12 protein-coding genes are annotated in these 13,109 nt (G+C 74.4%); 5 read left to right on the forward strand and 7 right to left on the reverse strand.

The window, feature by feature from the left end:
* Window positions 1–92: 92 nt before the first annotated feature.
* A complete protein-coding gene (locus NMK34_RS30465; RefSeq protein WP_318336188.1) occupies window positions 93–3,278 on the forward strand; it encodes a UvrD-helicase domain-containing protein in 3,186 nt (1,061 codons plus the stop codon).
* A gap of 48 nt (window positions 3,279–3,326) precedes the next feature.
* On the opposite strand, the gene NMK34_RS30470 is transcribed toward NMK34_RS30465, so the two are convergent.
* Window positions 3,327–3,953, reverse strand: coding sequence for an A24 family peptidase (locus NMK34_RS30470; protein ID WP_318336189.1), 627 nt, complete (start codon window positions 3,951–3,953; stop codon window positions 3,327–3,329).
* An 11-nt stretch (window positions 3,954–3,964) separates the two neighbouring features.
* Entirely contained in the window at window positions 3,965–4,972 is a 1,008-nt protein-coding gene (locus NMK34_RS30475) for an EamA family transporter (protein WP_318336190.1), read from the reverse strand.
* An 84-nt stretch (window positions 4,973–5,056) separates the two neighbouring features.
* Between NMK34_RS30475 and NMK34_RS30480 the strand changes: the two genes are divergently transcribed.
* Together NMK34_RS30480 and NMK34_RS30485 are read left to right on the forward strand one after the other, a co-directional pair.
* Window positions 5,057–5,905, forward strand: a complete 849-nt coding sequence (locus NMK34_RS30480) for a flagellar basal body protein FliL (RefSeq protein WP_318336191.1) — start codon at window positions 5,057–5,059, stop codon at window positions 5,903–5,905.
* A gap of 143 nt (window positions 5,906–6,048) precedes the next feature.
* The gene (locus NMK34_RS30485; RefSeq protein ID WP_318336192.1) at window positions 6,049–7,284 is read left to right on the forward strand and encodes an ATP-binding protein; all 1,236 of its coding nucleotides are present in this window, start codon (window positions 6,049–6,051) and stop codon (window positions 7,282–7,284) included.
* A gap of 20 nt (window positions 7,285–7,304) precedes the next feature.
* Here the strand turns inward: NMK34_RS30485 and NMK34_RS30490 are convergent, their stop codons facing one another.
* Window positions 7,305–7,850 carry a GNAT family N-acetyltransferase gene (locus NMK34_RS30490; RefSeq protein ID WP_135242561.1) on the reverse strand — a complete coding sequence of 182 codons (546 nt, stop codon included), beginning with the start codon at window positions 7,848–7,850 and terminating at the stop codon, window positions 7,305–7,307.
* Between the two features lie 135 nt (window positions 7,851–7,985).
* Here NMK34_RS30490 and NMK34_RS30495 point away from each other — a divergent pair, with 135 nt between their 5' ends.
* Entirely contained in the window at window positions 7,986–8,531 is a 546-nt protein-coding gene (locus NMK34_RS30495; protein WP_135242562.1) for a DoxX family protein, read from the forward strand.
* 207 nt (window positions 8,532–8,738) lie between these two features.
* Entirely contained in the window at window positions 8,739–10,163 is a 1,425-nt protein-coding gene (locus NMK34_RS30500; RefSeq protein WP_318336193.1) for a glycosyltransferase 87 family protein, read from the forward strand.
* Window positions 10,164–10,173: 10 nt separating this feature from the next.
* On the opposite strand, the gene NMK34_RS30505 is transcribed toward NMK34_RS30500, so the two are convergent.
* The 4 genes from NMK34_RS30505 to moaC are packed head-to-tail and all read right to left on the reverse strand — an operon-like array spanning window position 10,174 to window position 12,890.
* A complete protein-coding gene (locus NMK34_RS30505) occupies window positions 10,174–10,599 on the reverse strand; it encodes a molybdenum cofactor biosynthesis protein MoaE (RefSeq protein WP_262013026.1) in 426 nt (141 codons plus the stop codon).
* A gap of 35 nt (window positions 10,600–10,634) precedes the next feature.
* Window positions 10,635–11,894 (reverse strand): molybdopterin molybdotransferase MoeA, encoded by a 1,260-nt coding sequence (locus tag NMK34_RS30510; protein ID WP_318336194.1) that lies wholly within the window; start codon window positions 11,892–11,894, stop codon window positions 10,635–10,637.
* Window positions 11,895–11,931: 37 nt separating this feature from the next.
* Entirely contained in the window at window positions 11,932–12,402 is a 471-nt protein-coding gene (locus NMK34_RS30515) for a MogA/MoaB family molybdenum cofactor biosynthesis protein (protein WP_318336195.1), read from the reverse strand.
* On the reverse strand, window positions 12,399–12,890 hold the full coding sequence (gene moaC, locus NMK34_RS30520; RefSeq protein ID WP_013289345.1) for a cyclic pyranopterin monophosphate synthase MoaC: 492 nt from the start codon (window positions 12,888–12,890) through the stop codon (window positions 12,399–12,401). Before moaC ends, NMK34_RS30515 begins: the two co-directional genes overlap by 4 nt.
* Between the last annotated feature and the right edge of the window lie 219 nt (window positions 12,891–13,109).

Below are 13,109 nucleotides of genomic sequence, written 5' to 3' on the forward strand. Positions count from 1 at the left end.
TGCACGGGCCGCCGAGTCCAGCACCGCATTGCTCAGGTCACCCGTACGCGTGGCGACGGGCGGGCGGTGGACCGGACGTGACAGGATGCGGCGTGCCTCCGTTCAGCGCCGCACCCCCCGGTGGCCTCCCGCCGTACGTCGCGGATCTGCACATCCACTCGAAGTACTCCCGCGCGTGCAGCCGCGACCTGACCCTGCCGAACCTGGCCTGGTGGGCCCGGCGCAAGGGCATCGGCGTGCTCGGCACCGGCGACTTCACCCATCCCGCCTGGTACGACCACCTGCGCGAGACGCTGCACCCGGCCGAGCCGGGCCTGTACCGGCTCTCACCCGAGGCGGAGCAGGACGTGGCCCGGCGGCTGCCGCCCCGGCTGGCCAGTGAGGCGGAGGCCGACCCGGTCCGGTACATGCTGAGCGTGGAGATCTCCACGATCTACAAGCGCGACGACCGGACGCGCAAGGTGCACCACCTGATCTACCTGCCGGACCTGGACGCGGTGGCCCGGTTCAACACCGCGCTGGGCCGGATCGGCAACCTCGGCTCGGACGGCCGGCCGATCCTCGGGCTGGACTCCCGCGACCTGCTGGAGATCACGCTGGAGGCGAGCCCGGACGGCTACCTGGTGCCCGCGCACATCTGGACGCCGTGGTTCTCCGCGCTCGGCTCGAAGTCCGGCTTCGACGCGATCGCCGACTGCTACGCCGACCTGGCCGAGCACATCTTCGCGGTGGAGACCGGCCTGTCGTCCGACCCGGAGATGAACTGGCGGGTCGGCAGCCTGGACCGCTACCAGCTGGTGTCGAACTCGGACGCGCACTCGCCGCCCGCGCTGGCCCGGGAGGCGACGGTCCTGACCGCCGCCCGCGACTACTTCGCGATCCGCGAGGCGCTGCGTACCGGTGACGGGCTCGCGGGCACCGTGGAGTTCTTCCCGGAGGAGGGCAAGTACCACGCCGACGGGCACCGCCTGTGCGGCGTGAACTGGTCGCCGGAGCGGACCCGCGAGGCGGGCGGGCGCTGCCCGGAGTGCGGCAAGCCGCTGACGGTGGGCGTACTCAGCCGGATCGAGGAGCTGGCGGACCGCCCGGCGGGGCACCGTCCGGCACACGCCCGCGAGGTGACGCATCTGGTGCCACTGGCCGAGATCCTGGGCGAGCTGAACCGGGTCGGCGCGCGGTCGAAGAAGGTCGAGGGCAAGCTCAACGAGCTGATCGCCGCGCTCGGCCCGGAGCTGGAGATCCTCACGCGTACCCCGATCGAGGAGATCGGCCGCGTCGGCGGTGAGCTGCTCGCGGAGGGCATCGGCCGGCTGCGCCGCGGCGACGTGCGCCGGGTGCCGGGCTACGACGGGGAGTACGGCGTGATCACGCTGTTCGATCCGGCGGAACTGGGTGCTGCGGGTGGCCGGGCCGGGCAGGAGACGCTGTTCGACGTACCGGTGCCCGCGCAGCGGCGGCCCGCGGAGCCGGCACCGAAGCCGAAGGCCAAGCGCCCGGCGGCGGGCCGGCCGGAGCCGAAGCGCACGCCGCCGCCCGCGCCCCCGATCGCGCCGCCGCCGTCTCCGCACGAGCCGTTCGAGCCGATGCTCGCCGGGATGGAGGAGGTCGGCACCGGTCTGCTGGATCGGCTGGACGCGATGCAGCGGGTGGCCGCTTCGGCGCCGGGTGGCCCGCTGCTGATCGTGGCCGGTCCGGGCACCGGCAAGACCCGGACGCTCACCCACCGGATCGCGTACCTGTGCGCGGAGCTGAACGTCTTCCCCGACCAGTGCCTGGCGATCACGTTCACCCGGCGGGCGGCCGAGGAGCTGCGGCACCGGCTGGACGGGCTGCTCGGCCCGGTCGCCGAGGACGTCACCGTCGGCACGTTCCACTCGCTCGGCCTGACCGTGCTGCGGGAGAACGCGGCGGCGGCCGGGCTGCCGGCGGACTTCCGGATCGCCGACGACGCGGACCGGTCGGCGGCGCGTGCCGAGGCCGGTGACGACGACGAGCGGTACGTGGCACTGCTGCGCAAGCGGGACCTGGTCGACCTGGACGAGCTGCTGACGCTGCCGGTGGCCCTGCTGAAGGGTGATCGGAAGCTGGTCCGGGAGTACCGCGAGCGGTGGAAGTGGATCTTCGTCGACGAGTACCAGGACGTCGACGCGGTGCAGTACGAGCTGCTGCGGCTGCTCAGCCCGCCGGACGGGAACCTGTGCGCGATCGGCGACCCGGACCAGGCGATCTACTCGTTCCGGGGCGCCGACGTGGGCTACTTCCTGCGCTTCTCGCAGGACTTCACCGACGCCCGGCTGGTCCGGCTGAACCGCAACTACCGCTCCTCCGCGCCGATCCTGGCCGCCGCCGTGCAGGCCATCGCGCCGTCGTCGCTGGTGCGCGGCCGTCGTCTCGACCCGGCCCGGCTCGACCCGGAGGCGCCGCTTGTCGGCCGGTACGCGGCGAGTTCCGCCTACGACGAGGCCGACTTCGTGGCCCGTACCGTGGACGAGCTGGTCGGCGGCCTGTCCCACCGCTCGCTCGACTCGGGGCGGATCGACGGGCGGACCACCTCGCTGTCCTTCTCCGACATCGCGGTGCTGTACCGCACCGACGCGCAGGCCGCGCCGATCGTGGACGCGCTGGCCCGGGCGAACGTCCCGGTGCAGAAGCGCTCGCACGACCGGCTGCGCGACCGGCCGGGCGTGCCGGCGATCGCCCGCGAACTGCGCCACGCCGGGCTCGACGGCTCGCTCGCCGCCCGGGTACGGCAGGCCGGGCAGATCCTGGCCGAGCGCTTCGCCGTGCCCACGCTGGACGGCTCCGGCGCGGTACGCCCCGAGGACGTCCGCACGGCGGTGGACCTGCTCACCCCGCTGGCCCGGCGCTGCGGCGACGACCTGGACCTGTTCCTCAACCAGCTCGCCACCGGCGCGGAGGTGGACGCGCTGGACCCGCGCGCCGAGGCGGTCACGCTGCTCACGCTGCACGCGGCGAAGGGCCTGGAGTTCCCGGTGGTGTTCCTGGTCGGCGCCGAGGACGGTCTGCTGCCGCTGCGCTGGCCCGGCGCCGAGCCGGACGACGACGCGGTGGCCGAGGAGCGGCGGCTGTTCTTCGTCGGGCTGACCCGGGCGCAGGACCGGCTCTACGTCAGCCACGCGGGCCGGCGTACCCGGCACGGCGCGGAACGGGACACCCGCCCGTCGCCGTTCCTCGGCGTGATCGACCCGGCGTTGTTCGAGCGCCTGGACGCGACCGAGCCCCGCCGCCCGAAGGACCACCAGCTCCGTCTGATCTGACCGGCGCGGGTCCGGCGGGCCACGAACGCCGGTCCAGGCCCGCACGATTCAGGTGAGGACGGCGGCGAGCCACGCGCCGCCGAGCAGCGCCGGGCCGAACGGCACCGGCGTGTCCCGGCGTACCCGGCCGGTAGCGAGCAGGACGAGCACCGCGGTTCCGGCGAGCACGTGCGGCAGGAGCAGCCCGAGCCGCAGCGCCGGCCAGCCGAGCCAGCCCAGCGGAAGTCCGAGCGCGGCGGCGAGCTTCACGTCGCCGAAGCCGAGCCGGGCGCGGGGCAGCAGGGCCAGCAGCGCGTACCCGATGAAGGAGAGCGCGGCCCCGGCCACCGCGACGGCCAGGCGGCGCGGTTCGCCGGTGGCCGCCGTGGCCGCGGCCAGGCCGAGGCCGCCGAGCGCGACCACGCCGACGAGCGGGTCGGGCAGCCGCAGCGCGGTCAGGTCGGTGACCGTGAGGACCAGCCCGGCGGCGGCGACCAGCAGCAGCGCGGGCAGTGCCGGGTCGGTGCTCCTGGTGGCGGCGAGCCCGCCGAACACCACGACGCCGACCAGGGCGAGCGTGCTCCGGCGCGGGGCGCCGCCAGGGGGCACCGTGACGAGCGACCGGCCGACCGGCACCGCCGCCCACCCGGCCGCCGCACCGAGCAGGACGGTCCCCGTCACCAGCAGCGCCGACACGGGCCGGGACGCTACCGCCGGGCGGGCTCCCCGGCCGTCCCGTCGACGGCTGGTGGCGGGGACCGGCGGGGACGCTCGGTGCTCACCACCACCGCCACGCCGACCACGATGACCGCGCCGCCCATCAGCACCTGCGAGGTGATCGGTTCGGCGATGAACAGCGCGCCGAGTGCCACCGCGACCACCGGGTTCACGTACGCGTAGGTGGAGACCAGGGAGATCGGCGCGTGGGCGAGCAGCCAGACGTACGCGGTGAAGGCGACAAGCGATCCGGCCGCCATCAGGTAGGCCAGCGCCGCCCAGGACCGCCCGGTCACGTCGGCGAAGGAGAAGTCGCGCAGCTCGCCCCGGGCCACGCCGACGAGCGCGAGCACCGCCGCGCCGGCGACCATCTCGTAGACGGTGGCCACGAACGGGTCGGCGGGCATCAGGATCTTCCCGGACAGGTACGAGCCGACCGACCAGCTCGCCGCCGCCGCGACCACGGTCAGCGCGCCCGCCACCGGCACGCCGTCGACCCCGTCCCGGGGCAGCACGAGCAGGACCAGGCCGGCGAAGCCGAGCGCCACCCCGAGGAACGTCCAGGGTCGCGGCCGGTCCCCGCCTGCCGTCCGCAGGAGGACCACGAGCAGCGGCACGGTGGCGACGAGCAGCGCCGCCACACCGGACGGTACGGCGGTCCCGGGCGGGCCGGACTCGGCGAGCACCACCAGACCGTTGCCGCCGGCGAGCAGCAGCACGCCGATCAGCGCGGCCGAGCCGACGCGACGCGCGGGCACCCGCAGGGCGCCGGGTCCGCGCCGCAGGCGCAGCACGACGGCGAGCACCACAGCGGCGGCGGCGAACCGCATGGCCGCGGAGATCAGTGGCGGCAGGGACTCGACGGCCACCCGGATGCCCAGGTAGGTCGAGCCCCACAGCAGGTAGACCAGCACGAGAGCGGTCCAGATCAGCGCGGTGCGGGCCGGCGGCGTCGCGGAATCGACGACGTTCGTCGCACTCGTGGGGCGTGAGCTCATCGTCTGACCACGCTACGGTGACCACGGCGTCGGCGTCCCAGTTGGTGGCCGGCCTCTCAGCACTGGCGTACGCAGGAGGCGTTCATGTCGAACTTCGGTCCACCGGGTGGCGGCTCTCCCGACCCCTGGGGACGGCCCGACGACGGCTACGCCCCGCAGCCCGACCCCCGCTACGCGCCGCAGGGCGATCCGCGTTACGCCCCGCAGCCGGATCCGCGGTACGGCCCGCCGGGCGCGCGGCCGTACGGCCCGCCCGCCGATCAGTACGGCCCGCCCGACCAGTACGGGCCGCCCACCCAGCAGCACGGGCCCGCCGACCGGTACGGCCCGCCGGCCGATCAGTACGGGCCACCGACGCAGCGCTTCGAGCCGGGCCCGGCCTGGTCCCCGCAGCAGGGCCCTCCGGGTGACCCCTATGCCGGGCCGCAGTACGGGGGTGGTCAGCCGCCGTACGCCGAGCCGGCGCCGCCGAAGCGCGGGAAGGGCCCGCTGCTGGTGGTGGTCATCGTGCTGGCCGTGCTGCTGCTGGTTGGCGCCGGGGCGTACTGGATGCTGGGCCGGGACGAGCAGACCCCGACCGGCGGCACGACGGCCGCCACCCCGCCGGCCGCGGATCCGACCGGCGAGGCGGTGCCGCCGAGCGAACCGGCCGACACGACGCCCACGACGGCGGCCCCGGCCTCGTCGACCGATCCGCGTTTCGTCAAGGCGGGCCAGTGCGTCGCCAACGAGGGTGGCGGCGGCCAGCCGAAGCTGGTGATCGCCGACTGCGCCCCGAAGACGTACGAGGTGCTGCGCCGCATCGACGGCGCGACGAGCGGCAAGAAGGACGCGGAGGCGAAGTGCGGGAAGGTGGCCGGTTACACCGACTGGTACTTCTTCGACAGTGAGCTGGACACGCTCGACTTCGTGCTCTGCCTGAAGCGCCGCTGACCCTGTCCGCCTGTCGGTAACCAAAACTAGGGCTGTCTAGCGTGGATGCTAGACAGCCCTAGTTTTGTATCGAGGCCGACACGCGGTAGCCGCCTCTACGCGCATCTAGCCTGGTCACTAGAGAACCCGATACTGTGCGATTCGTGGATCCGGTCCGCAACCCGTACGCACCGGGCGCCGGCCAGCGCCCGCCCGAACTCGCCGGGCGGGGGCGGGAACTGGACGTCTTCGACGTGGTGCTGGAACGGATCGCCCGCGGTCGCCCCGAACGCAGCCTGATGCTCACCGGCCTGCGGGGAGTCGGCAAGACGGTACTGCTCAACACGCTGCGTTCCGAGGCGATCAACCACCTCTGGGGCACCGGCAAGATCGAGGCCCGGCCGGACCAGTCGCTGCGCCGCCCGATCGCCGCCGCGCTGCACATGGCGGTCCGCGAACTGGCACCCCGGCACCGCGCACCGGACCGGATCGACGCGTTCCTCGGCGTCCTCAAGGCGTTCGCGCAACGCTCCACCCCCACCGGGCGCGGCAGCGCGGCGCCCAAGCTGCGCGACCGCTGGCAGCCCGGCATCGACGTACCGGCGAGCAGCGGCCGCGCCGACTCCGGCGACATCGAGATCGACCTGGTCGAACTGCTCAGCGACGCGGCGGCGGTCGCCACCGACGTCGGCACCGGCATCGCGATCTTCATCGACGAGATGCAGGACGTCGGCGCCGAGGACGTCTCCGCGCTCTGCGCGGCCTGCCACGAGCTGTCCCAGCTCGGTGCGCCGCTGATCGTCGTGGGCGCGGGCCTGCCGCACCTCCCGGCCGTGCTCAGCGCCGCCAAGTCGTACTCCGAACGGCTCTACCGCTACCAGCGCATCGACCGGCTCGACCGGATCGCCGCCGACCAGGCGCTCTGCGCGCCGGCCGAGCGGGAGGAGGTCGAGTACGAGCAGAAGGCCCTCGACCTGCTCTACGAGAAGTCCGGCGGCTATCCCTACTTCGTCCAGGCGTACGGCAAGGCCACCTGGGACCACGCGCCCCGCTCCCCGATCACCGCGGCGGACGTCCGGGTCGCCGCGCCCGAGGCGGAGGCCGAACTGGCGGTGGGGTTCTTCGGCTCCCGGTTCGAACGGGCCACGCCTGCCGAACGCGAGTACATGCGCGCGATGGCGACGCTGGCGCTGGTGGACGGCGAGGAGGGCGGCCGGGACGACATGGACGCGGCGGTGCCGACCGCCGAGATCGCCCGCGCGCTCGGCCGCAAGCCGGCCAGCCTCTCCCCGGCGCGTGACGCGCTCATCAAGAAGGGGCTGATCTACTCCGGCGAGCGGGGAACGGTGGCGTTCACCGTGCCGCACTTCGGCCGCTACCTGCGTACCCAGCCCGCCTGACCGCTGCTCTTGAAACGGCCTCAGACCCGCGACCACGGTGGCGGGAAGACCACCTCGCCGGCCGGCGGTGGCGGCTCCCCGCTCACCGACGGCGGCAGCACCAGCGCCTGCCACGGCTCCCCCAGCCCGGACCAGGGACTGGTGAGGCCCAGCCGGTCCGCCGGGCCGAACCCGAACCGGCGGTAGTAGGCCGGGTCGCCCAGCACCACCACCAGCCGCTCGCCCAGCTCGGTCGCGGCGTCCAGGGCCGCCTGCACCGCCGCCGTGCCGTGCCCCAGCCGCTGCCGGTGCCGCGCCACCGCCACCGGACCGAGGGCCAGCGCCGGCCAGGTGCCGCGTTCGGTGCGCACGCCGACGCGCGTGAGCAGCGCGTACGCCACCACCTCGCCGCCGTACTCGGCGACCATGGCCAGCTCCGGTATCCACGCCGGGCTGTGCCGCAGTTCCTCGACCAGGCCGACCTCCGGTGGGGTGGCCACGTCGGGACGGGCGAAGGCGGCGGCCAGCACCCGGGCCACCGGCGCCTCGTCGGCGGGGCCCTCCGGGCGTAGTCGCAGCGTCGTCACCCGCGCGACCTTACCGAACGCGACCGGTCCATCCGCGACGGTCGCTGAAATCGATACCGTTCGGACGTCCACGTCGGCCGATACCTTTCGTGTGTTGCGGGGATGACGACGCCCCCGACGGGGTAAGACTGAGCCATGAAGCCCGTGCGCTCCCTCGCCCGAGTCATGTTGAGCGGCATCTTCGTGGTCAGCGGCGCCCGCAACCTGCGCAACCCGGAACGCCTGGTGCAGGCCGCGGAACCGGTCACCGGGAAGGTCGCCCCGCTGATCCAGAACGTGCACCCCCGTATCCCCACCGACACGGTCTCGCTGATCCGGGCCAACGCCGCCACCCAGCTCGTCGGCGGCCTGATGCTCGCCACCGGCCGGTTCACCCGCCCGGCCGCGCTGGTGCTCGCAGGCACGCTGATCCCGACCACCGCCGCCGGGCACGCCTTCTGGAACAACGACGACCCGGCCGCGCGCAACAACAACCAGATCCACTTCCTGAAGAACCTCGGCCTGCTCGGCGGCCTCCTCCTCGCCGCCGCCGACACCGAGGGCAAGCCGGGCCTGCGCTGGCGCGCCGGCCACCGGATCGACCACTCGCGCCGGTCGGTCACGCGCGCGGTCCGCACCGCTCGTCGCGAGGCGAAGATCGCCGTACGCTCCGCGGCGACCGCCCGCCGCATGCCCGGCTGACAAGCGTTTTCGTACGGCCCGCCACCCCCCGCAAGGCCACCAATCACCTGAACCGTCCGAGACCCGTTAACGCGGTGGAAATGTCGCAAACACGTGTGGGATCGGACACGGTCGCGTAACGCGGGAGGCAGCAACGTGAGGCGCCGTTCTAGGCTCCGTTCTGGACCTGGACGGGTACGACGACCTTGGTACGGGGGTGGCCACGCCATGCCGACGACAGTCGGTAGACGGACCAACCGCCTCGCCCCGACCTCCCGCGTCGACCGCCGGATCGTCGTGCGTCTCGGCGTCGTCGCCGCCGTGTCGTACGCCGCGTGGCTCGCCATCGGCGCTTTCGGACGGCCGTACAACTTCTTCGACATGAAGATCTACCACGGCGCGGTGCTGTGGTGGGCCGGCGGCAACGAGCTGTACGACTTCGTCGCGCCGTCGACCACGCTGGGCTTCACCTACCCGCCGTTCGCCGCCCTGGTCATGCTGCCGATGACCTGGCTGCCGGTGGACGGCGCCGGCTTCGTCAACGCGCTCGCCAGCATCGGCGCGCTCGCCGTCGTCCTCGCCGCGCTGCTACGCCCCATCGTGGACCGCCTCGGCTGGCCGCTCTGGTTCACCGCCGGCATCGCCACCCCGCTCGCCGTCGCCATCGAACCGTCCCGGGAGACGCTCGGCTACGGGCAGGTCAACCTGCTGCTGTTCGCGCTGATCATGGCGGACATGGTGGGCCTGCGCTGGCGGGCCAAGCGGGGCACCCACTACGAGACGGCCGACTCGCCGCTGGCCCGGTTCGTCTACAGCGGCGCCTGGGCCGGCGTGGGCATCGGTCTCGCCACAGCGGTCAAGCTCACCCCGGCGCTGTTCGTGGCCTACCTGATGCTCACCCGGCAGTGGCGGGCCGCGCTCACCGCTGTGGGCACCACGATCGGCGTGACCATCGCGACGTTCGGTGTGCTCGGTGAGGAGTCCCGCGCGTACTTCACCGGCGTGCTCTGGCAGACCGAGCGGGTCGGCGCGGCGGACATGACCGCCAACCAGTCCCTCGCCGGTCTGCTGGCGCGGCTCTACGACTCGATCGAGACGCCCGGCCTGCTCTGGCTGGCGTTCTCGGTGCTGATCCTGGCGCTGGGCCTGTCCCGGGCGATGAGCGCCCGCGCCGACGGCGACGAGTTGACCGCGTTCACGCTGGTCGGGCTCACCGCCAACGTGATCAGCCCGATCTCCTGGTCGCACCACCTGATCTGGGTCATCCCGTCGATCATCGTGCTGGCCGACGCCGCGGTACGCCGCCGCGAAGCCAGCCGCGGCCTGCCCCTGCGCGGCACCGGCGGCCCCTCGGCAAACGGTGTGCCGGCGCTGCGCCCACCGATCTGGTACCCGACGTTGACCGGCCTGCGCCACGGCGTCGGCGCGCTCGGGCTCTACCTGCTGTTCCTGATCTCACCCATCTGGCCGTACGAGCACCAGCTCCCCGAGGTGTCCCACTACCAGGACGGTCTGTTCGGCGCGCTGATGGAGAACTCTCTGGCCATCGCGCTGATCGTGCTCGTCGCGGCGCTACCGTGGCGTCCCGGCGCCGAGCCAGCGTTCTACCACGAGCGGCTGGGCCGCACCGCCGCGCTCGCCGGCCGACGCTGAGCCGGCCCGGTCAGGGGCAGTTCACCCACTCCTCGGTGCCGTCGTCGAAGACCTGCCGCTTCCAGATCGGCAGCCGCGCCTTCACCTCGTCGACCAGCCGGGCGCAGGCGGCGAACGCGGCCGCGCGATGCGCCGTGCTGACCGCCGCCACCAGCGCCACGTCCCCGATCTCCAGCGGGCCGATCCGGTGCGACACCGCCACCGCGTACACCTGCGGGTCGGCCGCGATCTCGGCCGCCACCTCGCGCAGCACCGCCTCGGCGGTGGGGTGGCCCTCGTACTCCAGCCGGGTGACCGCCCGCCCGTGGTCGTGGTCGCGGACCACGCCCTGGAAGGACACCACCGCACCGGCCCGGCGGTCGGCGACCGCCGCCTCGTGTTCGGCCAGGTCGAGCGGCCGGTCGGTCACCGCGCCGAGCACCACGCCTGCTTCCACTGTCACGACGTCTCCCGTCGGTTCGTTCGTCGCGCTCACCCGAACCGCTCCCCGGGGGTCAACGGCAGCGGCACGAGCGGCACCCGATCGCCGGCCGCGCCGCTGGTGCCGGGCCGGATCACCGCGAACCCGTCCGCTCCGGCCAGCCCGCGCAGCATCGCCGAGCCGACGTGCCGCACCGGGTACGCGGTGCCGGCGACGCGGTCCCAGCGGGCCAGCGCCAGATGGGTGTAGTCGCCGCGCCCGGGAATCGGCTCGGCCAGCCTCACGTGCGGGAGCACCGGCATCTGCCGGCCGGTGAGACCCGCGAGCAGGGGTGCGACGAGCGACACCAGCGCCACCACCGCCGACTGCGGGTTGCCGGGCAGGCCGGCCACGAACCGCACCCGCCCGTCCCCGTCCACCAGCCGGGCGAGCAGCATCGGGAAGCCCGGACGCACCGCCACCGTGTTCACCACGTAGTCGGCGCCGAGCGCCTCCAGCGTCGGGTGCAGGTGGTCGACCGGGCCGTGCATGGTGCCGCCGGTCGTGCAGACCAGGTCGGCGTTGGCGAGCGCGCCCCGAAGCGCCGCCACGTGCGCGGGCAGCGTGTCGGCGACCGGGCCGACCACGTCGGCGGCGCGCACCTGGCAGCCGTAGCGGCGCAGCCAGGCCGGCACCGACGGGCCGAGCGCGTCGCGGACCCGGCCCGCGCCGGGCGGACCCGAGGTGAGCAACTCGTCGCCGAAGACCAGCAGCGCGGCCCGGGGTGGGCGGCGGACCCGCAGCGTGTCGTGCCCGCAGGAGGCGGCCAGGCCGATCACCGCCGGGTCCACCGGCGTGCCGGCGGGCAGCAGTTCCTCCCCGAGGTACGCCTCCTCGCCCGGCTCCCGCCACTCCGGCGCCGGGCGGGGCGTGCCGGCCACCAGGCCGTCCGCCGTACGCGTCGACTCCTCGATCCGCAGGATCGCCGTCGTGCCCTCGGGGACCATCGCGCCGGTGGCGATCTCCACCGTGCTGCCGTCGGCCTCCAGCGGAGGTGCGGTCTGCCCGGCGAGCACCCGCCCGGCGACGCGCCACGGCCCCGCGCCGCGTACCGCCCAGCCGTCCACGCTGGAGGTGGGGAACGCGGGCAGGTCGGTACGTGTGGTCAGCGGCTCGGCCAGGGTGTGCCCGTCGGCCTCGGCCAGCGGCCGGGCGACCGCGGGGAGCGCGGCGGACAGGCCCACCGCGTACACCCGGGAGCGGGCCTCCTCCCACCCGGCCGGTGGTGGCGTGCCCGCCTCGGCCGCGGCGGCTTCGGTTTCCGTGCTCATCCGGCGAGCCTAACGCCGGGGCACGTGCCTCGCGGGTTCAGTGGTCGCCGCCGCGAAGCTGGTCGACGGCGTGCCGCAGGATCGGCCCGAGCACCGCCAGACCGTCCCGGGCGCCGCCGCGTGAACCGGGCAGGTTGACCACGAGCGTCCGGCCGGCCACCCCGGCCAGGCCCCGGGACAGCGCCGCCGTCGGCACGGCGTCGCGGCTGTGCGCGCGGATCGCCTCGGCGATGCCGGGAACCTCGTAGTCGAGCAGCGCGCGGGTCACGTCGGGTGTGCGGTCCGTCGGGGTGATGCCGGTGCCGCCGCTGGTCAGCACCACGTCGACGCCCTCGGCGCGGGCCGCGCGCAGGGCGTCGCCGACCGGTTCGCCGTCCGGCACCACCACCGGGTCGTCGACCTCGCACCCCAGCTCCCGCAGCCCGGTCACGAGCAGTGGGCCGCTGGTGTCCTCGTAGACCCCGGCGGCCGCCCGGTTCGACGCCACGATCACCCGGGCCCGGATCACGGCCGGTCCTCCGGCCGGACCCACTCGCCGGTCTTGCCGCCCTCCTTGCGGAGCACCCGGACGGCGTCCACCGACGCGGCCGGGTCGACCGCCTTCACCATGTCGACAAGGGCCAGCCCGGCGACCGCCACCGCGGTCAGCGCCTCCATCTCCACGCCCGTGCGGTCGGCGGTCTTCGCGGTGGCGGTGATCTCCACCGTGTCGGCGGTGAGGTCGAGGTCGACTGTGACGCCGTGCAGCGCGATCGGGTGGCAGAGCGGGATCAGGTCGGGGGTGCGCTTGGCGCCCATGATGCCGGCGAGCCGGCCGACGGCGAGCGCGTCGCCCTTGGGCAGGCCGTCGCGGCGCAGCAACTCCACCACCTCGGCGGTGGTGCGGAGGCGGCCGGCGGCGACCGCGAGCCGGCCCGAGACCGGCTTGGCGGAGACGTCGACCATCCGGGCCGCACCGGCCGGGTCGACGTGGGTGAGCTGCGCGGGTTCGGTCACGGCCCGACCCTATCCGCCGGGTACGACGGCGTGGGTGCTCCGGCCGGCGGCGGGGAGGAGCGTCGTGTCGGGTGCGCGTGCACGACGCCCCTCCCTCACCTGCCCACCGCCGATTCGCTGGGGGGAACTGGCGGTGGGGGCCTCGTTCGGCCGGGTCCGCTCTGGCGCTGAACCCTCCCCGTGGCCGATGCCCGGGACGCTAACGAACGCCGCGATAAG

The sequence above is a fragment of the Micromonospora sp. BRA006-A genome (assembly GCF_033433935.1).
GTDB lineage: Bacteria > Actinomycetota > Actinomycetes > Mycobacteriales > Micromonosporaceae > Micromonospora > Micromonospora aurantiaca.